At 71.8% G+C, this 18,651-nt stretch carries 18 protein-coding genes and 1 riboswitch; of the genes, 10 read left to right on the top strand and 8 right to left on the bottom strand.

What is annotated here, in order from left to right; genetic code table 11:
- The first annotated feature begins 88 nt into the window (after nucleotides 1–88).
- Together QSK36_RS18795 and QSK36_RS18790 are read left to right on the top strand one after the other, a co-directional pair.
- Nucleotides 89–1,462 carry an MFS transporter gene (locus QSK36_RS18795; protein WP_285783321.1) on the top strand — a complete coding sequence of 458 codons (1,374 nt, stop codon included), beginning with the start codon at nucleotides 89–91 and terminating at the stop codon, nucleotides 1,460–1,462.
- 35 nt (nucleotides 1,463–1,497) lie between these two features.
- On the top strand, nucleotides 1,498–2,112 hold the full coding sequence (locus QSK36_RS18790; RefSeq protein ID WP_285783320.1) for an HD domain-containing protein: 615 nt from the start codon (nucleotides 1,498–1,500) through the stop codon (nucleotides 2,110–2,112).
- Nucleotides 2,113–2,230: 118 nt separating this feature from the next.
- On the opposite strand, the gene QSK36_RS18785 is transcribed toward QSK36_RS18790, so the two are convergent.
- Nucleotides 2,231–2,497, bottom strand: coding sequence for a DUF4031 domain-containing protein (locus tag QSK36_RS18785; protein ID WP_182897222.1), 267 nt, complete (start codon nucleotides 2,495–2,497; stop codon nucleotides 2,231–2,233).
- A 1,082-nt stretch (nucleotides 2,498–3,579) separates the two neighbouring features.
- Here QSK36_RS18785 and QSK36_RS18780 point away from each other — a divergent pair.
- A complete protein-coding gene (locus tag QSK36_RS18780) occupies nucleotides 3,580–4,173 on the top strand; it encodes a hypothetical protein (protein ID WP_285783319.1) in 594 nt (197 codons plus the stop codon).
- Between the two features lie 129 nt (nucleotides 4,174–4,302).
- On the opposite strand, the gene QSK36_RS18775 is transcribed toward QSK36_RS18780, so the two are convergent.
- On the bottom strand, nucleotides 4,303–5,436 hold the full coding sequence (locus QSK36_RS18775) for an epoxide hydrolase family protein (RefSeq protein WP_285783318.1): 1,134 nt from the start codon (nucleotides 5,434–5,436) through the stop codon (nucleotides 4,303–4,305).
- An 89-nt stretch (nucleotides 5,437–5,525) separates the two neighbouring features.
- Here QSK36_RS18775 and QSK36_RS18770 point away from each other — a divergent pair, with 89 nt between their 5' ends.
- From QSK36_RS18770 to QSK36_RS18750, 5 genes are all read left to right on the top strand, one after another.
- Nucleotides 5,526–6,488 (top strand): helix-turn-helix transcriptional regulator, encoded by a 963-nt coding sequence (locus QSK36_RS18770; RefSeq protein WP_285783317.1) that lies wholly within the window; start codon nucleotides 5,526–5,528, stop codon nucleotides 6,486–6,488.
- A 72-nt stretch (nucleotides 6,489–6,560) separates the two neighbouring features.
- Nucleotides 6,561–7,406, top strand: a complete 846-nt coding sequence (locus tag QSK36_RS18765; RefSeq protein WP_183539609.1) for an ABC transporter permease — start codon at nucleotides 6,561–6,563, stop codon at nucleotides 7,404–7,406.
- Between the two features lie 44 nt (nucleotides 7,407–7,450).
- Nucleotides 7,451–8,203 carry an ABC transporter ATP-binding protein gene (locus QSK36_RS18760; RefSeq protein ID WP_285783316.1) on the top strand — a complete coding sequence of 251 codons (753 nt, stop codon included), beginning with the start codon at nucleotides 7,451–7,453 and terminating at the stop codon, nucleotides 8,201–8,203.
- Complete coding sequence (locus tag QSK36_RS18755) at nucleotides 8,200–9,195, top strand: ABC transporter substrate-binding protein (RefSeq protein WP_183539605.1); 996 nt, start codon at nucleotides 8,200–8,202, stop codon at nucleotides 9,193–9,195. Before QSK36_RS18760 ends, QSK36_RS18755 begins: the two co-directional genes overlap by 4 nt.
- On the top strand, nucleotides 9,192–10,361 hold the full coding sequence (locus QSK36_RS18750; protein WP_183539603.1) for an LLM class flavin-dependent oxidoreductase: 1,170 nt from the start codon (nucleotides 9,192–9,194) through the stop codon (nucleotides 10,359–10,361). The genes QSK36_RS18755 and QSK36_RS18750 overlap by 4 nt, the downstream gene beginning before the upstream one ends.
- 25 nt (nucleotides 10,362–10,386) lie before the next feature.
- Here QSK36_RS18750 and QSK36_RS18745 read toward each other — a convergent pair whose 3' ends face one another.
- The 6 genes from QSK36_RS18745 to ribD all read right to left on the bottom strand — a co-directional run bounded on the left by QSK36_RS18745 (nucleotide 10,387) and on the right by ribD (nucleotide 15,175).
- Entirely contained in the window at nucleotides 10,387–10,836 is a 450-nt protein-coding gene (locus QSK36_RS18745; RefSeq protein WP_285783315.1) for a PH domain-containing protein, read from the bottom strand.
- A gap of 146 nt (nucleotides 10,837–10,982) precedes the next feature.
- Nucleotides 10,983–11,453: a 6,7-dimethyl-8-ribityllumazine synthase gene (ribH, locus tag QSK36_RS18740; protein ID WP_183539599.1), complete on the bottom strand. Its 471-nt coding sequence runs from the start codon at nucleotides 11,451–11,453 to the stop codon at nucleotides 10,983–10,985.
- Between the two features lie 61 nt (nucleotides 11,454–11,514).
- Nucleotides 11,515–12,774, bottom strand: a complete 1,260-nt coding sequence (locus QSK36_RS18735; protein ID WP_183539597.1) for a bifunctional 3,4-dihydroxy-2-butanone-4-phosphate synthase/GTP cyclohydrolase II — start codon at nucleotides 12,772–12,774, stop codon at nucleotides 11,515–11,517.
- Nucleotides 12,771–13,403: a nicotinamide mononucleotide transporter family protein gene (locus QSK36_RS18730; protein ID WP_285783314.1), complete on the bottom strand. Its 633-nt coding sequence runs from the start codon at nucleotides 13,401–13,403 to the stop codon at nucleotides 12,771–12,773. The genes QSK36_RS18735 and QSK36_RS18730 overlap by 4 nt, the downstream gene beginning before the upstream one ends.
- On the bottom strand, nucleotides 13,400–14,008 hold the full coding sequence (locus tag QSK36_RS18725) for a riboflavin synthase (RefSeq protein ID WP_285783313.1): 609 nt from the start codon (nucleotides 14,006–14,008) through the stop codon (nucleotides 13,400–13,402). Before QSK36_RS18725 ends, QSK36_RS18730 begins: the two co-directional genes overlap by 4 nt.
- Nucleotides 14,009–15,175 carry a bifunctional diaminohydroxyphosphoribosylaminopyrimidine deaminase/5-amino-6-(5-phosphoribosylamino)uracil reductase RibD gene (gene ribD / locus QSK36_RS18720; RefSeq protein WP_285783312.1) on the bottom strand — a complete coding sequence of 389 codons (1,167 nt, stop codon included), beginning with the start codon at nucleotides 15,173–15,175 and terminating at the stop codon, nucleotides 14,009–14,011.
- 134 nt (nucleotides 15,176–15,309) lie between these two features.
- Nucleotides 15,310–15,461, bottom strand: a riboswitch (FMN riboswitch).
- A 340-nt stretch (nucleotides 15,462–15,801) separates the two neighbouring features.
- Here ribD and QSK36_RS18715 point away from each other — a divergent pair.
- Nucleotides 15,802–16,821, top strand: a complete 1,020-nt coding sequence (locus tag QSK36_RS18715; protein ID WP_142556737.1) for an ABC transporter permease — start codon at nucleotides 15,802–15,804, stop codon at nucleotides 16,819–16,821.
- 32 nt (nucleotides 16,822–16,853) lie between these two features.
- A complete protein-coding gene (locus QSK36_RS18710) occupies nucleotides 16,854–18,647 on the top strand; it encodes an ABC transporter substrate-binding protein (RefSeq protein ID WP_183539592.1) in 1,794 nt (597 codons plus the stop codon).
- Nucleotides 18,648–18,651 lie beyond the last annotated feature (4 nt).

The raw sequence follows: 18,651 nt of genomic DNA, 5'->3' as shown, positions 1-18,651 counted from the left end.
GGTTCGATAATAGTTGAACTATCGGCCGCTCCGCCGTACGGTGTGACGGTTCGAAAAATCTGGAACCGTTAACGATGGGAGTGCCGAGATGACGAACTCGGGGGGCTGCGCTCCGTCCACGAACACCCTGGAGGCGGACCCGCGGGCGCCGGGCCGCACACCCGGGCCGCGGGACGACGCCGCCGGAACGGCGACCGGGACGGTGACGGCCCGAACCATGACGGAGACGGCCGCAGAGGCGGGGGCGGCGGCGCGCGGCCGGATCTCCCGCAGGGCCGGGTTCTGGCTGCTCGCCGGAACCCTGCTGGCGTTCATGGCCGCCGCGAGCACCCCCTCCCCGCTGTACGTGCTCTACCAGCAGCGCTGGGGGTTCTCGGCGGCCACGCTGACCGCCGTGTTCGCGGTCTACGCCCTCGCGTTGCTGATCGCGCTGCTCACCGTCGGCGGACTGTCCGACCACGTCGGCCGGAGGCCCGTACTGATCGCGGCCCTGCTGGCCGAGGCGGGCGCCATGGTCGCGTTCCTGACGGCGGACGGCGTCGGGCCGCTGCTGCTGGCCAGGGCGGTGCAGGGTCTGGCCACCGGCGCGGCGACGGGCGCGATCAGCGCCGGCCTGGTGGACCTGCAGCCCGCGTCGCGCCGCGTCCGTCAACTGGGCGCGCTGGTCAACAGTGTCGCGCCGACCGGCGGCCTGGCCGCGGGAGCGCTCGGCGCCGGCCTGTTCGTGCGTTACACGTCCACCCCGACGACCTCGGTCTTCGTCCTGCTCACGGCCGTCTTCGTCCTGCTGGCGGCCGCGATGGCGCTGCTGCCCGAGCCGGTCGCGCCCCGTCGCGGCCGGGGGCGGGACGCGCTCGTCTCGCTGCGCCCACGGGTGGCCGTGCCCCGGCCCGTCCGCGGCGCGTTCGCGGCGGCCGTTCCCTGCCTGATCGCCACGTGGGCCTTGGGCGGGCTCTACCTGTCGCTGGGCGGCTCGCTGACCGCGGGCGTGCTGCGCGTCCCCGACCGCCTGGTCGGCGGGCTCGTCGTCACCGCGCTCACCGCCGCCGGAGCGGTGGCGTCGCTGGTCGTGCGCGACCTGCCGCCGAGGCGGGTCATGGCGGGCGGGTCGCTGGTGCTCGCCGCCGGCGCCGGTTCGACCCTGGCGGCGCTCGCCGCCGCGTCCACGCCGATGTTCTTCGCCGGGACGGTCGTGGCGGGCTGCGGGTTCGGCAGCGCCTTCCTCGGCGCGTTCCGCTCGCTCGCGACGCTGGCGGGCCCCGCCGAGCGGGCCGGGATGTTCGCCTCCGTCTACGTCGTCAGCTACCTCGCCTTCAGCGTGCCCGCCGTCGCGGCGGGGATCGCGGTGCCGTCGCTCGGCCTGCGGGCCACGGCCACCGTGTACGGCTGCGCGGTCGTCGTCCTGGCCCTCCTCGCGGCGGTCCTCGGTTTCGCCCGCGAGCGTGCGGCCCGCACGGCCTGAAGAGACCCCGCGCAGCGCCCCTTAGGGTTCGGCGCATGACCGACGATCGGAGCCTGCCCCGGCCCGGCTGCCTCACCGGCTCGCCGGCCGGGCGGGCGCTCGCCGCCGAACTGACCGCCCGCTGGGCCGAACCGCACCGGCGTTACCACACCACGGTCCATCTGCGGGCGGTCCTGGCCGCGATCGAGCCACTCGCCGCCCAGGCCGGGGACGCCGACGCCGTACGGCTGGCCGCGTGGTTCCACGACGCCGTCTACGAGGGACGGCCGGGCTGGGACGAGGAGCGCAGCGCCCAGCTCGCCCAGGCCCGGCTGCCCGCCTGCGGCCTGCCCGCGGAGCGGGTGCGCGAGGTGGCCCGGCTCGTGCGGCTCACGGCGGGGCATGCCTACGAGCCCGGCGACATGAACGCGGCCGTGCTGTGCGACGCCGATCTTGCGATCCTCGCGGCACCGCCCGGCGCCTACGAGGCGTACGCGAGGGCCGTGCGCGAGGAGTACCGGCACGTGCCGGACGCCGCCTTCAGGGCCGGACGGGCCGGGGTGCTGCGGGAGTTGCTCGGCAAGCCCCGCCTGTTCGGCACTCCCGTGGGCCGGGACCTGTGGGAGCCGCGGGCACGCGAGAACATCGCCGCCGAGCTGTCCGGCCTCTGAGATACCCGGCCGCTGAGATACATGGCGCTCGCCACGGGCCGCACCGTTCGGTTCGAGCCCGGGGACGTCACGGGCGACTGTCTGTCGGTCACCCGACCGCGCGCCTTTACGATGTAGATCAGGTGCGTGTCTTCGGCCGGCGCAGGCCCGACTCGCGCAGGCGGCGCACCAGTTCCTGGCTGCCGACGGGCTCGGCCCCGAGGGACACGGCCCGGTCGTAGACCGTCTCCGGCACGTCGTAGTGGTCCCGGTCGAAGGCCCGCTCGGGCACGCCGAGCAGGCGGGCGAAGTCGTGCAGTTCCTCCAGCGAGGAGTCGCTGACCAGATGGGACCACAGCAGGCCCCGGGGTCCCGGCCAGTTCGGCCGGTCGATCAGCACCGCCATGCGCCCCTCCCCTGGGCCGGTCGGGTGACCCGCAGCGAAGCGAGGACTACCCGATCGGTCCCTGCGGGGGTCCGGGGGCCGTCCCCCGGTGTCGTCCCGGGCGAGCATAGCCCGGGGCGCCGGCCGCCACTTCGCCGCCGCCCGTCCCCGGCGATACGGCAGCCGGCACGGCGGTAGCGGATTCGGAGCGAATCACAGAGGACCGGAGAACGCGCCGACGGTCCCCCGGGGCTGCCGCGGCAGGGGTTACCTCCTAGCATTTCCCCGGAACTCGCTGGCACTTGGGACAGCATTTGAACTTCCGGTGGTTCGTGCATCGATAGGTGCACTTGGGCGGCTTCGGCTTCGCGTACGAATTACCGGGAGCCGCCTGTGTGACGGCCGCGCCACCCACGCCCGCCGACGCCGACGCCGGAGACGCCGCGGCCGGCCAGAGCGCGATCGTGCCGAGGAGCGCCGAGCCGACGATCATGCTGAATCGTCCACCTCGCATGGCCTTTCTCCCTTTCGATCAAGCCGCGGTGCGGCGGATCGGGTCCTTTCTCCCCCATTGTCCGAATCGCTTCCGGCAGGCGTCCAGCCCAACACCCGCCACGCGGGATGATCCAGGGAAAATCCGATGCGAATCCCGATCCGGCGATTGGCATGGATCGATGAATGACGGGCCGGGTCGGCTCCGGAATGGTCCCGCCTCTGGTTTCCGCTGGCGCGGGATCTACGTCCACACGAGGCACCGGACCACGCCGGGCCGGATTCCCCCGGCGAATTCGCAGCGCCTTCCGTGCTTTCGCCATACCAACCGTGCGGCGGCCCCAAAATGTCCGTCCGGCCACGGCATGGAAAGCGCCCCGACCCGGCAAAAGCCCGCATAGTCGCCACCTTCGCGGCAACCGTCGTCCAGAACGCCCTCACGTTGGAGGGCCAGTACGGCCCCGCGACATCCGCGACCCCGTGAGCGTCGCGGCGAAGGGCGCCGATCACACACCCGCGACGGCCCGGATTCGGGACGCCATACGGTGCGCGGGCCGGTGCGCCGCGGAACCACAGGGTCCATACGATCCACTGGGTCACAGGGGGAAACGATGGCTGCACGAACTGTTCGATCCCTTACCGCGCTCGCGGCGGCGGCCGTGCTGATGATGGCGCTGCTCGTCGGCTGCGGCGGCGGCACGACCACCACCCCGGCGTCCGGAGGCGCCGCCGCGGCCGGCCCGGCCGCGCTCGTCACGCCGACCGCGGCCGAGAGCGAGTACAACTCGCCGTGCCCGACCGGCGGCAACGTCAAGAAGTTCGCCAAGACCAGGTTCGCGCTGCACGCGGGTCTCGCGCTCGGCGCCTTCCACCGCTACATCTACAAACCGCTGCGCAGCGGAGGCTTCAGGGCCGGAGCGGAGAAGCGCAAGCGCACGATCGCGAAGGCCGCGATCGCCGGCGCCTTCGCCCTGCACCAGCTGAAGGTCGCCAAGAGCTTCGCCACGGCCAATCCGAGCCTGTGCAGGGCCGTCGAGGGCGTCAACTCCCGGTTCGCCGCGCTGACCGGCAAGCTGCGCAACGGCACCGCCACGCCGGCCGACATCGACGCCGGCAAGGCCTCGATAGACGGCCTGCAGCGCGACGCCGCGAAGACCGGCTACAAGTTCAAGGAGCAGAACGTCAACATCCCGGGCGCGAGCTGACCGCCGCGGAAGACGCCGCTCCGGGCCCGGCCGGTGCCCCGCGCACCTGGCCGGGGCGTCCACCTGACGAGCGGCCGCGTCGCCTCCGTGAGGCGGCGGGGTGAGGACGGCGCGGCCGGTCCGCGCCGGTCAGCCCACCTTGGCGAAGAACGCGCGGATGTCGGCGGCGAGGTGATCCGGCTGGTCCATCGCGATGAAGTGGTGGCCGCCCGGGTTGTCCTCCGGCCAGTGGAGGACGGTGTTGTGCCGTTCGGCGAGCCGGCGGATGCCGGGCGGTCCGCTGTACACGCCGGTCGGCGCGACGGTCTGGCCCTCCGGCCAGCCGAAGCCGGTGCTCTCGTAGTAGGGCCAGGCCGACGTCCCGAACGTCCCGGTGAACCAGTAAAGGCTCACGTTGGTCAGGAACAGGTCCCGGTCGACGACCTCCTCGAGAGGCCTGCCCGAGGCGTTGAACTCGTGGAACTTCTGGGTCATCCAGGCCAGTGCCGCGAGCGGCGAGTCGTGCCACCCGTAGGTGAAGGTCTGCGGCGCCGCGCGCAGCAGCGCGTGGTGGTCGACGCCGTTCATCCAGTCCTGTGCCATCAGCCGGGCATAGGCCGCCCGCTCGTCCTCGGTCATCTCCGGAAGGTCCTTCTCCGTGGGGAAGCCGAGACCGCTGACGATGTAGACGCCGGCCACGTTGTCCGGCGCCGCCTTGGCCACCTCCGGGGCGACGTAGGCCCCGAAATCCCCGCCCTGCGCGCCGTACCGCTCGTAGCCGAGACGACGCATCAGCTCCGCCCAGGTCCGCGCCACGCGCGCCGCGGTCCAGCCGGTGCCGCGCGGCGGCGCGGAGAAGCCGAAACCCGGCAGGGAGGGCACCACGACGTGGAACGCCCGGGCGGGGTCGCCGCCGTACGCACGGGGGTCGGCGAGACGGCCGATGAGCTCGGTGAACTCCAGGAACGAGTTCGGCCAGCCGTGCGTGAGGACGAGCGGCAGAGCGCCGGGCTCGGCCGAGCGAACGTGCAGGAAGTGGATGTCCTGACCGTCGATCTCGGTCATGAACTGCGGGAACTCGTTCAGCCGCGCCTCGTGCCCGCGCCAGTCGTACTCCTGGCGCCAGTAGCGGGCGAGCTCCCGGAGGAGGGCGGCGGGGACGCCGCGGCTCCATCCGTCACCGGGCAGCGCACGGGGCCACCGGGCGCGGTCCAGCCTGTCGTTCAGGTCGTCCAGGTCGGCCGAAGCGATCTCAATACGGAATGGGCGGATCTCGGTGCTCATGTCTCTCCCGATGCGTCGCGATGACGGGATCGACGCTAGGGGCCATGTAGGTCGCGGTCTGTCCTACATGACCGGGCATGCTTGGTGCCATGAGTGACATGTCCGCGCGGTTGCTCGCTCTGCTGTCGCTGCTGCAGACGCCCCGCGAGTGGCCGGGGAGCGAACTGGCCGAGCGTCTGGGGGTCAGCCCCCGGACCATCCGCCGCGACGTCGACCGCCTGCGCGAGCTGGGATATCCGGTCCAGGCGGCGATGGGCGCGGTGGGCGGTTACCGGCTCGCCGCGGGTGCGGCCATGCCGCCGCTGCTGCTGGACGACGAGGAGGCGGTGGCCATCGCCGTCGGCCTGCGCACGGCCGCCGCGCATCCGGTGGACGGCATCGACGAGGCGTCCGTGCGCGCCCTGGCCAAGCTGGAGCAGGTGCTGCCCTCCCGGCTGCGGCACCGGGTGGGCGCAATCGCCGCCGCGACCGTGCCGATGCTCTCCGGAGCAGAGCCGCCCGTCGACCCGCGGACCCTGGTGGTGCTCGCCGGGGCCGCCGCCAACCGCGAGCGGCTGCGCTTCGCCTACCGGTCCGGCGACGGCGCCGAGACCAGGCGCCTGACCGAGCCGTACCGCCTGGTCACGGCCGGACGCCGGTGGTATCTGCTGGCATACGACAACGACCGCGACGACTGGCGGATCTTCCGCGCCGACCGGATCGGCGACCCTCACCCGACCGGCGTACGGTTCCCGGCCCGTGTGCCGCCGGAACAGGACCCGGCCGAGTTCGTCGCCGCCAAGCTCTACTCGTCCGCACCCGTTTACGAGGTGGTGGCGACCCTGCGCCTTCCGGCCGGTCAGGCGGCAGGCAGGCTCGGCGCCGCCGCGGGGGACGTCGAACCGATCGACGATCACAGCTGCCGCCTGCGCGGACCGGCCGACACCCTGGAGTGGCTCGCGTCGCGTCTGCTCATGCTCGGCTGCGAGTTCGAGGTGCACGAGCCGCCTGAGCTGCGCGCGTATCTGCGTGCGCTGGGCGCCCGCGCCGCCCGCGCCTCGTCAGCCCAGTAAACCTATTGACTTGGTAGGAAATGTGGGCAACTCTGGTGGCGAATCCTTCGTCGTCAACAGCGAGGTGTGTCCATGTCCGTCGTCCAACTCCAGGGCGAGTTAGGGGGCGCGGTCCGGGCGGATCCCCGGCCGCGTCTCCGCTCCGCCACGGCCCGCGGCCCGCGGAGGGGGTGGCACAGGTGGCTCAGCCCCCTCGTCGTCGTGCTGCTGTGGCAGCTCGCCAGCGTGCTCGGGCTGCTGCCCGCCCGGCTGCTCGCCGCCCCGTCGCAGATCGCCGCGACCGCGCTCGACCTGGTGCGCTCGGGGACGCTGCCCACGGCGATCGCGGTGTCTCTCGAACGGGTGCTCCTCGGCTTCGCCGCCGGAGCGGTCGCGGGCGTCGGCCTCGCACTGGTCGCCGGGCTGAGCCGGACCGGTGAGAACGCCGTCGACCCGATCATGCAGATGCTCCGGGCGCTGCCGTTCTTCGGGCTGATCCCCCTGTTCATCCTCTGGTTCGGGATCGGGGAGGCGCCCAAGGTGCTGCTGGTGGCGCTCGCCGTCTCCTTCCCGCTCTACCTCAACACGTTCGCGGGCATCCGGGGCGTGGACGGCAAGCTCGCCGAGGTCGCCCGGACGCTCAGGCTCGGCCGGACCGCGCTCGTGCGGCACATCGTGCTGCCCGGCGCGCTCCCCCAGACGCTCGTCGGGCTGCGGCAGAGCCTCGGGGTGGCCTGGCTGGCGCTGATCGTGGCCGAGCAGGTCAACGCCGACGCCGGCCTCGGCTACATGATCAACGACGCGCGGGAGTTCCTGCGCACCGACGTGATCGTGGTCGGCCTGCTCGTCTACAGCGCGCTCGGCCTGCTCACCGACGCCCTGGTCCGGCTCCTGGAAAGGAGGGCGCTGGTATGGCGGCGCGAGTTCCTGGCCCGGTGAGTGTCCCGGTGAGTGCCACAGTGAGTGTCCCGGTGAGTGTCCCGGTGAGTGCCACGGTGAGCGCGCAGGCCCCGGGCGCCGTACGGCCGGCCACGGCGGTGGCGACCGTGCGCGGGCTCACCCGGCGCTTCGGCGACCGCACCGTGCTCGACGGCCTCGACCTGACGATCGGGCGGGGCGAGTTCGTCGCGCTCCTCGGCCGCAGCGGCTCGGGCAAGTCCACGCTGCTGCGCGCGCTCGCCGGCCTGGACGAGGAGGTCGAGGGCGGCCTGGAGGTGGACGGCTCGGTGGCCGTGGCCTTTCAGGAGCCCCGGCTGGTGCCGTGGAAGCGGGTGCGCGACAACCTCACACTCGGCCTGACCGCGCCCGACCCGGCCGGCAGGGCGGAGGCGGCGCTGGCCGAGGTGGGCCTGGCCGACCGGGCGCGGGCGTGGCCGCTGACGCTGTCCGGCGGCGAGGCGCAGCGGGCGAGCCTGGCCCGCGCGCTCGTCCGCGAGCCGGGGCTGCTGCTGCTCGACGAGCCGTTCAGCGCGCTCGACGCGCTGACCCGGATCACCGTGCACCGCCTGGTGCTCGACCTGTGGGCGGCGCACGGCCCGGCCGTGCTGCTGGTCACCCACGACGTGGACGAGGCGCTGCTGCTGGCCGACCGGATCCTGGTGCTCGACGGCGGGCGCCTCGCACACGAGTGGACCGTCGCCGCGCCGCGCCCCCGGCACCGCGACCACCCCGACCTGCTCACCCTGCGCGCGGCCCTGCTCTCCGCGCTGGGCGTCACCCCGGAAGGACCCGCATGACCAGGAGACCGCTCGCCGCGCTGCTGATCGCCCTGGCGGCCGTCACCACGGCCTGCGCCTCGACGGCACAGGGCGCGTCCGGGGGGAAGGACGGACAGGCCACGGGCCGCGTCACCCTCCGGGTAGGCGACCAGAAGGCCGGGTCGCAGGCTTTGCTCAAGGCCGCCGGGCTGCTCGACGGCACCTCCTACGCGATCACATGGTCGCAGTTCACCTCCGGGCCGCCGCTGCTGGAGGCGGTCAACGCTGGAGCGGTCGACATCGGCGGCGTGGGCAACACCCCGCCCGTCTTCGCCGCCGCCTCCGGCTCGAAGATCAAGATCGTCGCGGCGTACCGGCAGAGCGCCAAGGGATCGGCGATACTCGTCCCCGACGGGTCCGCGATCACCTCGCCTGCCCAGCTCAAGGGCAAGAAGATCGCGGTGGCCAAGGGCAGCTCGGCCCACTACCACCTGCTGGCGGTCCTGAAGAAGGAGGGCCTGTCCTTCAAGGACATCCAGCCGCAGTATCTCCAGCCCGCCGACGCCCTGGCGGCGTTCTCGTCCGGCACCGTCGACGCCTGGGCCATCTGGGACCCCTTCACCTCGCAGGCCGAGATCCAGCACAAGGCCCGGCTCCTGGTCGACGGCGCGGGCATCGTCAACGGCCTGGGCTTCCAGGTCGCCGCTCCCGCCGCGCTCGACGACGCGGGCAGGCGGGCCGCGATCGGCGACTTCCTCACCCGGCTGGCCAAGGCGCGGAACTGGGCCGCCACCCACCTGGACGAGTGGGCGAAGGTGTGGGCGCGGGAGACCGGCCTGCCTGTCGAGGTGGCGGACGCGGCCGTGGCCAACGCCGTCGCCACCCCCGTCGTGATCGACGACTCGGTCGTCTCCTCCGAGCAGGAGATCGCCGACGCGTTCACCGCCGAGGGCCTCGTGCCGGGCACCATCACGTTCTCCCAGTTCGTCGACGACCGCTTCAACGACGTCGTCAGGAAGGCGCAGCGATGAAATTCCACTGGTTCCTGCCCACCTCGGGCGACGGCAGGTCGATCACCGGCGGCGGGCACGGCCTGCGCCGCGTGCACGGGCAGTCGCCGGCCACCGCGTTCCGGCCGCCCACGATCGACTACCTCGCGCAGGTGGCCCGCGCGGCCGAGCAGGCCGGGTTCGAGGCGGTGCTCACCCCCACGGGCACCTACTGCGAGGACGCCTGGCTGGTCACCGCCGCGCTGACCCAGGTGACGACCCGGCTGAAGTTCCTGGTCGCGTTCCGGCCCGGAGCGCTGTCCCCCACGCTCGCGGCCCAGATGGCCGCCACCTACCAGCGGATCTCCGGCGGCCGGCTGCTGCTGAACGTGGTGACCGGCGGGGAGGCGGCCGAGCAGCGGCGGTTCGGCGACCACCTGGGCAAGGACGAGCGGTACGCGCGCACCGCCGAGTTCCTGTCGATCGTGCGCGGCGCGTGGGACGGCCCGTTCGACTTCACCGGCGACTACTACGACGTCGAGGGGGCGACGGTCGCCGAGCGGCCCGACCCCGTGCCCGAGCTGTACTTCGGCGGCTCCTCGGCCGCCGCGGGCCCGGTCGCGGCCCGGCACGTGGACGTCTACCTCACCTGGGGCGAGCCGCCGTCCCAGGTCGCGGCCAAGCTCGACTGGATGCGCGAACTGGCCGCCGCCGAGGGCCGCACGCTGCGCTTCGGCATCCGCCTGCACGTGATCACGAGGGACACCTCCAAGGAGGCGTGGGCGGAGGCCGGGCGGCTGCTCGACCAGATCTCCCCCGAGGACATCGCATCGGCGCGGGCCGTCCTGTCCCGCAGCGAGTCGGTGGGGCAACAGCGGATGCTCGCGCTCCACGAAGGCTTCCACGGGGGCTTCCAAGAGGGCCTCCAGGGGGGCCGCCGCGGCGGCAGGGTCAGGGACCTGGAGATCCACCCCGGGCTGTGGGCGGGGGTCGGCCTGGTGCGGGGCGGCGCGGGCACCGCGCTCGTCGGCAGCCACGCGGAGGTCGCCGACCTCGTCGAGGAGTACGCCTCACTCGGCGTGGAGGAGTTCGTGCTGTCGGGCTACCCGCACGTGGAGGAGGCCTTCTGGTTCGGCGAGGGCGTGCTGCCCGAACTGCGCCGTCGGGGCCTGCTCGGCGCCGGCGAGCCCGTACGGCTGAGCGCCTGACGGCCCGGCGGGCCCCGCGCCGCCGTCACAGGCGGTCGGGGGCCTCGCCGCGCTCGCGGATGAGGGCGGTGAGCTGGGCCACCGCCCGCCGCGATCGTTCCCGCTCGGTGCTCTGGATGCCCATCGCGCCCAGGCTGATCCCGTTGGCGAGATCCAGCTTGGGCCAGGGGTCGCCCTCCACCATGGTGACGTCCAGCACCTCGGCCCACTCGAAGTGGTGGACCCGCAGCGGGTTCACCACCGTGATCCCCTTCTCGTCCGCCCGCACCCGCAGGCGGCCGAGCAGGTGCAGCACGCACGCCACCGCCACGCCGAAGGCGACCATGCCCAGCCGGTCGGGAAGCTTGAACTGCTCCGGCAGGCCGACGGCCAGCAGGATCGAGCCGATCACCATCACCGCCGCCAGGCCGTACGCGATGATCGTCGTGGCGCGGGGCCGCCAGGTGACGGGCAGCGGCGGCGCGCTGTCAGACATGACCACCCCCGTGGGTGGGCACGGCGCGGCGGCGTACGGCGTGCCCGGCCGGCGAGGCCGCGGGCGGATGCTGCGTGATCACCAGTCAAGTCTTCCCGGCTCGGCGCTGCGGATGCGAGCGCTGCGGCTACGAGGTTCGGGCGAGGTCAGCCGGCGAGGCCGCGAAGGAGGAGGGCGGTCTCCAGGGCGGCGATCGTCGCCTCGTACCCCTTGTCCTCCTTGCTGCCCGGCACGCCGGACCGCTCGACCGCTTGATCAAGGGTGTCACAGGTCAGCACCCCGTTGCCCACCGGGGTCGACTCGTCGAGCGAGACCCTGGTCAGACCCGTGGTCACCGAGTCGCAGACGTAGTCGAAGTGGGCCGTCTCCCCCCGGATCACCACGCCGAGCGCGACGACGGCGTCGCAGCGCCGGGCCAGGGCCTGCGCGACCACCGGGATCTCCAGCGACCCCGCCACACGGGCCGTGACCACGGCCGCGCCGCTGTCCCGCGCCGCCCGCTCCGCCCGCGCCAGCAACTGGTCGGTGATCTTCTCGTGCCACCGGGCGGCGACGATGCCGACGGTCAGCCCGCCCGCGTCCACCGCCGCCGCGTCCGGCCGTCCCTCGCCACTCATACGCCCTCCTCGCCGGACGGCCCGAAGCCGCCGTGTTCGCTGATTCGCTCGCTTCGCTCGGTCACGAGGCCTCCTTGCCGAAGTGCTCGCCGTGGATGTCCCGGGGGACGTCGCCCGAGATCTCGTGGCCGAGCCGGTCGCGCTTGGCGGTCAGATACCTCTCGTTGTACGGGTTCATCGCCACCGGCATGGCCTCGCGGCCCAGGACCTTGATGCCGTACCCGTCCATGCCGCGCACCTTGGCCGGGTTGTTGGTCAGCAGCCGCACCGACTTCACGCCGAGGTCGGCGAGCATCTGCCCGGCGTTGGAGAACTCCCTGGCGTCCACCGGCAGCCCCAGCTCCAGGTTGGCGTCGACGGTGTCGCTGCCGTTGTCCTGCAGGCTGTAGGCCCGCAGCTTGGCCAGCAGGCCGATGCCGCGCCCCTCGTGGCCGCGCAGGTACACGATCACGCCGCGCCCGTTCTCGGCGATCATGCGCATGGCCGTGTCGAGTTGCACGCCGCAGTCGCAGCGCAGCGAGCCGAGCACGTCGCCGGTGAGGCATTCCGAGTGCGCCCGGACGAGCACGTTCTCGCCGTCGTCGATGTCGCCGTACACCAGCGCGAGGTGCTCGCCGCCGTCGAGCGCGCTGGCGTAGCCGTACGCGCGCCAGACGCCGTAGCGGTTGGGGATGCGCGTCTCGGCGACCCGGGTGACCATCCGCTCGGACCTGCGGCGGTGCTCGATGAGCTGCTCGATCGACACCAGCGCGAGGTCGTGCTCGTCGGCGAACTCGCGCAGGCGGGGCAGGCGCGCCATCGTGCCGTCGTCGTTGACGATCTCGGCGAGCGCGCCGGCCGGGGTCAGCCCGGCGAGCCTGGCGAGGTCCACCGACGCCTCGGTGTGCCCCGGCCGCACCAGCACGCCGCCCTCGCGGTAGCGCAGCGGGAAGATGTGCCCCGGCCGGACCAGCTCGTACGGCTCGGTGGCCGAGTCGCACAGCGTCCTGATCGTCTTGGCCCGGTCGGCGGCGGAGATGCCCGTCGTCACCCCGTCCCTCGCGTCGACGCTGATCGTGTACGCCGTGCGCAGGCGCTCGCGGTTGTCCTGCACCATCAGCGGCAGGCCGAGCCGGTCGAGCGTGGCGCCCTCCATGCCGACGCAGATGACGCCGCTCGTGTGACGGATCATGAAGGCGACCAGCTCGGGCGTGGCCTTCGACGCCGCGAAGATGAGGTCGCCCTCGTTCTCGCGGTTCTCGTTGTCCACCACCACGACGGGCCTGCCGTCCCTGATGTCGTTGACGGCCCGCTCGATCGGGTCCAGCCTGATCCCACTCATGCGGTCACCGCCCGCAACTCGCGCGACTGGCGCAGCCAGTCCCGGAACCCGATCATCACCATCACGAAGAACAATCCGTACACGAGGCCGGAGACCACCAGCCCGGAGCTGAACGCCAGCGGTACCCCCACGAGGTCCACGGCGACCCAGATGATCCAGAAGTCGACCAGCGCCTTGCCCTGCGCCCAGGTCGCCACCGCGCTGCCGACGAAGATGTAGGCGTCCGGCCACGGCGCCCAGGAGATGTTCCAGCCGCGGGAGTTGAGGAAGGTGAACAGCAGCGCGACCGCGACCGTCCCGGCGATCATGACGGTCACGAGCGTCACGCGCTCCCGGACGCGCGCCGAGCGGATCGGCAGCTCCGCGCCGCCGCGCGTGCCGCGCGACCACTTCACCCAGCCGTAGATCGCCAGGATGCCGAACAGCACCTGCTTGAGCGCGTTGCCGGTGATGTGCGCGCTGACCGACGCCACGAACAGCAGCACGGAACCGACGAGCTGCACCGGCCAGGTCCAGATCGTCTTCCTGATCGCGAGCCAGACCGTCCCCAGCGCGCACACGTTGCCCACCAGGTCGGTCCACAGGACGTGCTGCCCGAACACGTCGAACCCGGCCTCCGTCCAGCTCATGCCGCCGCCCCCTTGGCGGTCGCCGCGGTGAGCTTCTCGACGTACTTGGCGATCACGTCGACCTCGAGGTTGACCGGCTCGCCCGGCTGCTTGCGGCCGAGCGTGGTGAGTTCGAGGGTGGTGGGGATCAGGCTGACGGAGAAGGAGTCGTCCGTCACGCCGGCCACGGTGAGGCTGACGCCGTCCACCGCGATCGAGCCCTTCTCCACGACGTACCGGGCGAGGTTCGCGGGCAGCGAGAGCCACACGACCTCCCAGTGCTCCCCGGGCTCGCGCGACAGCACCTCCCCGGTCCCGTCGACGTGGCCCTGCACGATGTGCCCGCCGAGCCGCTGGTCGGCCCGTACGGCGCGCTCCAGGTTGACCCGTGAGCCGGGGCTCAGGGCCCCGAGCGAGGACCGGTCGAGGGTCTCCTTCATCACGTCGGCGGTGAAGGAGTCCCCCTCGGCGCCGGCCACCGTGAGGCAGACGCCGTTGACGGCGATCGAGTCGCCGTGCCCGGCGTCGGCGGTGACGACCGCGCCGCGCACCGTGAGGCGCGCGGAGTCGCCCCGCGGCTCGAGCGCCACGACCTCGCCGAGCTCCTCGACGATTCCGGTGAACATTCAGCTCTCCTTAGGGGACTGCGGGCCGGAGGACTTCGGAGGCACAGGGGTTGGAGACACAGGACTTGGAGACACAGGGGACTTCGGACGCAGGACCAGCTTGAGGTCCGGTCCGACGGGGGTGACTTCGGCGAACTCCAGCCGGTGGATCTCGGTGATCGTCGAGACGCCCGCGGGGCCGAGCGCGGCCGCCCCCGCCCCCAGCAGCGCCGGGGCGAGGTAGCCGACGACCCGGTCGACCAGGCCCTCGCGGAGGAAGGCGCCGGCGAGGGCGGGCCCGCCTTCGATCAGCACGCTCACGACCTGCCTGTCGTGCAGCTCGGCCAGGAGGGCGTGCAGGTCGATCCCGCCGGGGACCCGCGGGAGCCGTACGGCGTGGGGGGACAGGTGGGCGGGGACGGCCGCGTCCTCGGCCACGGCGACCAGCGTCGGCGCCTCGCCGTCCAGGACACGGGCGGCGGCCGGGGTGCGGGCGCCCGAGTCCACGACCACGCGCAGCACGGGCGCCGCGCGCGGGGGGGCGGGGACACCGGCGGTGAGCCGGACGGTCAGCCGGGGGTCGTCGGCGAGCACGGTGCCGATGCCGGCGACGACGGCGTCACACTCGGCCCGCAGGCGGTGCACGTCGGCCCTGGCCTCGGGCGAGGTGATCCACTGGCTGGTGCCGTCCTCGGCCGCCGAGCGGCCGTCCACGGTGGCGGCGAACTTCCAGGTCACGTACGGCCTGCCGGCCCGCACGTAGGTCAGCCAGGCGGCGTTGACCTCCTCGGCCTCGGCGGCCAGCACGCCCTCGTCCACCACGACGCCGTGCCGCCGCAGGACGGCGGCGCCGCCCGCGGCCTTCGGGTTGGGATCGGAGACGGCGACGACGACCCGGGCCACGCCCGCCTCCAGGAGGGCGCCGGAGCAGGGGCCGGTCCTGCCGGTGTGGTTGCAGGGCTCCAGCGTCACGTAGGCCGTGCCGCCCCTGGCCCGTCCGCCGGCCTCGCGCAGCGCCACGACCTCGGCGTGCGGGCCGCCGGCGTAGGCGTGGAAGCCCTCTCCCGCGACCTCGCCCGACGGGTCGAGGATCACACAGCCGACGACGGGATTGGGGCTGGTGCCGCCCAGGCCCCGGGCGGCGAGCGCGATCGCGCGCCGCATGTGAAGGATGTCCGCTGAGGTCACCCCGGTCTTCCTCTCGCCGTTGTCTACGGCGGGCCCCGGGGATCGTTAGGGATGCGGCCTCGCATCACCTGCACGGACGGCCTACGCTGCCGGCGCGGCCACCATGGCCGACCGGCGGCACCACGGCCGACCGTTCGCGCGCTTCCTCCCATCCGGACTTTCACCGTCGGTCCTGGAATCTCACCAGGTCCACCGGCCGATGGCTTCGGCCGGGTCGCGGACTGTCACCCCTGGGGACAGGGGTGTCACCGCCGGTTCGGAATTACACCGACCCCGGAGCACGCTGCTCTGCTACCCGTCAGTGTAGCCGTGCCCGGCTCGTTGCCCTAGGGCGGGATTGTGGTGATCTGCGGCACACGGTTAACCAGATGCAGTTGGTCTCAACCATGTGCGAGTTGTGTCACAAAGTTGTGACACAAAAACATTTGTGTAATAAGTAGTGTTCCGTGCCACGTATACCGAGGTCAATGCGGGCGCAGGACACAAGGTGATTTACTTTGCACAACGAAGCAAGCAAGTGGCGAACTACCCGCCTCAAGTGATTGACCCCCGCAAAATTAGTTGCCAGGGTTCCCTATAGTCGGATCTCTTCCGATCGTTAATGGTCCATCCGGGAGCACCGCACCATGACGTTCCCCTCCTCGACCGCGACCGACGCCGCCGCGGAGTCCGCGGACACCGCGGGCACGGCCGGTTCCGGTTCCGCCGTCGTCGGCCGCTCGCCCGGCCAGCTCATGTGGCGCCGTTTCCGGCGCGACAAGACGGGCGTGGTCTCGGCGATCATCGTGCTCGCGTTCTTCCTGATCGCGCTTCTGGCTCCCGTGATCGCGGCGTTGTACGGCAAGGATCCGTACACGACCTACGGCCAGAACCAGCCCGGCCTGCTCAACGAGTTCGGCTATCCCATCGCGCCCAACGGCGGCGTGAGCGGCGATTTCTGGTTCGGGCTGGAGCCCGGCCTGGGCCGCGACGTGTTCACGCAGCTCGTGTACGGCATCCGCACCTCGCTGAGCATCGCGGTCATTGTCACCGTGGTGTCCACGATCATCGGCATCGTGATGGGCATCACCTCGGGCTACATCGGCGGCAAGACCGACTACGTGATCGGGCGGGTCATCGACACGCTGCTCGCCTTTCCCTCGCAGCTCTTCCTCATCGTCTTCCTCCCGGTCGTCGAGGCGGCGTTCGTGCTGCCCGAGGAGGAGACGCCGGTCTGGCTGCGTTACGTGTCCATCTGCGTCGTCCTCACCGTCCTCGGCTGGGCCACGATCGCCCGCCTGCTGCGTGCCCAGGTGCTGTCGCTGCGGGCTCGTGAGTTCGTGGAGGCCGCCCGCGTCACCGGTGCGTCGCCGGCGCGGGTGATCTTCAAGGAACTGCTGCCCAACCTCTGGACGCCGATCATCATCCAGGCCACGCTCGCGCTCCCGCTGTACGTGGGCGCCGAGGCCGGTCTCGGCTTCCTCGGCGTCGGCATGACAGAACCCACCCCCGACTGGGGCCGGATGTTCCAGGTGGGCGCGAACGTCTACCACTCCGACGTGACCTACCTCCTGTTCCCCGGCGTGTCGATGCTGATCTTCGTCGTCGCCTTCAACCTGCTCGGGGACTCCATCCGCGACGCCTTCGACCCCAAGACAAAGCGCTGACCACGCGCGCTCTCCCCCATAGGAAGGACCACATGAGATCCCATAGCAGGCGGATCGCCTCGATGACGGCCGTACTCGCGGCGGGCGCGCTGGCCCTGGCCGGCTGCGCCAAGGGCGGAGGGGGCGGAGCGCCCCAGAGCGCGGGGGGCGCCTCCCAGAAGCCGCTGGAGAACAAGGCCGTCAGCGCCATCTCGGTCGGCACCGCGGCCGACTCCACCGGCCCCGCCCCCGAGGTGCAGGGCGCCAAGTCCGGCGGCACGGTCTACATGATCGACCGGGACGACTTCAGCCACCTGGACCCGGGCCGCGTCTACGTGAACTACAACTCCTCGGTGTCCCACCTGTTCACCCGCCAGCTCACGGCGTACAAGCACGACGACTCGGGCAACATCAAGCTCGTCGGCGACCTGGCCACCGACACCGGCACCACCACCGACAACGGCAAGACGTGGAAGTTCACGCTCAAGGACGGCCTGAAGTGGCAGGACGGCTCGCCGATCACCTCCGGTGACATCAAGTACAGCTTCGAGCGCCTGTTCGCCGACTTCATCACCGAGGGCCCGGACTACGCCGAGACCTGGCTGGTCCCGGACCCGAAGAAGCCGTTCCGCGACCAGTACAAGGGCCCGTACGACGGCAAGGAGCTCGACACGATCGAGACTCCGGACGACAAGACGGTGATCTTCCACCTCAACGGGCTGCACCCCGACTTCAACTTCACCGTGGCCATGACCGGCTACGGCGCCGTGCCCAAGGCGCAGGACACGAAGCAGAAGTACGACAAGCAGCCGTTCTCCTCGGGTCCGTACAAGATCGTGAGCCACATCACGGACAAGTCGATGGACCTGGAGCGCAACGAGAACTGGGACCCGAAGACCGACCCGATCCGGCACGCCTACCCGGACAAGTTCCACATGGAGTTCGGCCTTCAGTCGCAGCAGACCACCGAGCGCTTCATGGCCGACGCCGGCAACGACAAGCAGGCGTTCACCTTCCACAACCCGGTCGCGCCCGAGCGCACCCAGGAAGTGCTGAACGACCCCGAGCTGATGAAGCGGTCGCTGCAGGGCCTGACGCCGTTCACGACCTTCTACAACATCAACACCAAGCGGATCACCGACGTCAACGTCCGCAAGGCCATCATCACGGCCTGGCCGTCCAAGCAGATCCAGCAGCTCCAGGGTGGTGAGATCTCGGCCGGCAAGATCGCCACGACGGTCATGAGCCCGACGGTGCTCGGCTACGAGGCGTTCGACCTGTACAACAAGCTCCAGAAGCCCGAGGGCGACCCCGAGGCGGCCAAGGCGCTGCTCGCCAAGGCGAGCGACCCGAACCCGACCGTGGTCTACGCCTACAACCAGACGCCGACCCAGGAGAAGGTCACCGTCGCCATCAAGGAGGCGCTCGGCAAGGCCGGCTTCAAGGTGGTGGCCAAGCCGCTGAACGCGGGCACCTACTACGACGCCATCGGCCCGGTGGACAACAAGTACGACATCTACTGGGGCGGCTGGGCGGCCGACTGGCCGACCGGCTCGACCGCGATCCAGCCGCAGTACGACGGCCGCCTGATCTCCGACAACCAGCCTAACTACACGCACCTCAACGTGCCGGAGATCAACGACGCCATCGACAAGGCCAACGCGATCAGCGACGCCGCCGAGGCGGGCAAGGCGTGGGCCGCGATCGACCGGCAGATCATGGACCAGGCCGCGATCGTCCCCGAGTTCTACCAGACCTACTTCGGCCTGTACGGCTCGGGCCTCGGCGGGGTCAAGTTCGACCCGGTCGAGGGCGAGCAGTCGGCGCTCGACATCTTCGTCAAGTAGCGGC

Origin of the sequence: Microbispora sp. NBRC 16548, assembly GCF_030268985.1 — a bacterium.
Lineage (GTDB): Bacteria > Actinomycetota > Actinomycetes > Streptosporangiales > Streptosporangiaceae > Microbispora > Microbispora catharanthi.
The sequence above is the reverse complement of the archived record's forward strand: the minus strand, read 5'-3'. Positions and strand labels throughout refer to the sequence as shown.

Bases quoted from the DNA above. Each gene is read 5' to 3' on its own strand.
- QSK36_RS18795 (WP_285783321.1), top strand. From the start codon at position 89: ATGACGAACTCGGGGGGCTGCGCTCCGTCCACGAACACCCTGGAGGCG.
- QSK36_RS18790 (WP_285783320.1), top strand. From the start codon at position 1,498: ATGACCGACGATCGGAGCCTGCCCCGGCCCGGCTGCCTCACCGGCTCG.
- QSK36_RS18785 (WP_182897222.1), bottom strand. From the start codon at position 2,497: ATGGCGGTGCTGATCGACCGGCCGAACTGGCCGGGACCCCGGGGCCTG.
- QSK36_RS18780 (WP_285783319.1), top strand. From the start codon at position 3,580: ATGGCTGCACGAACTGTTCGATCCCTTACCGCGCTCGCGGCGGCGGCC.
- QSK36_RS18775 (WP_285783318.1), bottom strand. From the start codon at position 5,436: ATGAGCACCGAGATCCGCCCATTCCGTATTGAGATCGCTTCGGCCGAC.
- QSK36_RS18770 (WP_285783317.1), top strand. From the start codon at position 5,526: ATGAGTGACATGTCCGCGCGGTTGCTCGCTCTGCTGTCGCTGCTGCAG.
- QSK36_RS18765 (WP_183539609.1), top strand. From the start codon at position 6,561: ATGTCCGTCGTCCAACTCCAGGGCGAGTTAGGGGGCGCGGTCCGGGCG.
- QSK36_RS18755 (WP_183539605.1), top strand. From the start codon at position 8,200: ATGACCAGGAGACCGCTCGCCGCGCTGCTGATCGCCCTGGCGGCCGTC.
- QSK36_RS18750 (WP_183539603.1), top strand. From the start codon at position 9,192: ATGAAATTCCACTGGTTCCTGCCCACCTCGGGCGACGGCAGGTCGATC.
- QSK36_RS18745 (WP_285783315.1), bottom strand. From the start codon at position 10,836: ATGTCTGACAGCGCGCCGCCGCTGCCCGTCACCTGGCGGCCCCGCGCC.
- ribH (WP_183539599.1), bottom strand. From the start codon at position 11,453: ATGAGTGGCGAGGGACGGCCGGACGCGGCGGCGGTGGACGCGGGCGGG.
- QSK36_RS18735 (WP_183539597.1), bottom strand. From the start codon at position 12,774: ATGAGTGGGATCAGGCTGGACCCGATCGAGCGGGCCGTCAACGACATC.
- QSK36_RS18730 (WP_285783314.1), bottom strand. From the start codon at position 13,403: ATGAGCTGGACGGAGGCCGGGTTCGACGTGTTCGGGCAGCACGTCCTG.
- QSK36_RS18725 (WP_285783313.1), bottom strand. From the start codon at position 14,008: ATGTTCACCGGAATCGTCGAGGAGCTCGGCGAGGTCGTGGCGCTCGAG.
- QSK36_RS18715 (WP_142556737.1), top strand. From the start codon at position 15,802: ATGACGTTCCCCTCCTCGACCGCGACCGACGCCGCCGCGGAGTCCGCG.
- QSK36_RS18710 (WP_183539592.1), top strand. From the start codon at position 16,854: ATGAGATCCCATAGCAGGCGGATCGCCTCGATGACGGCCGTACTCGCG.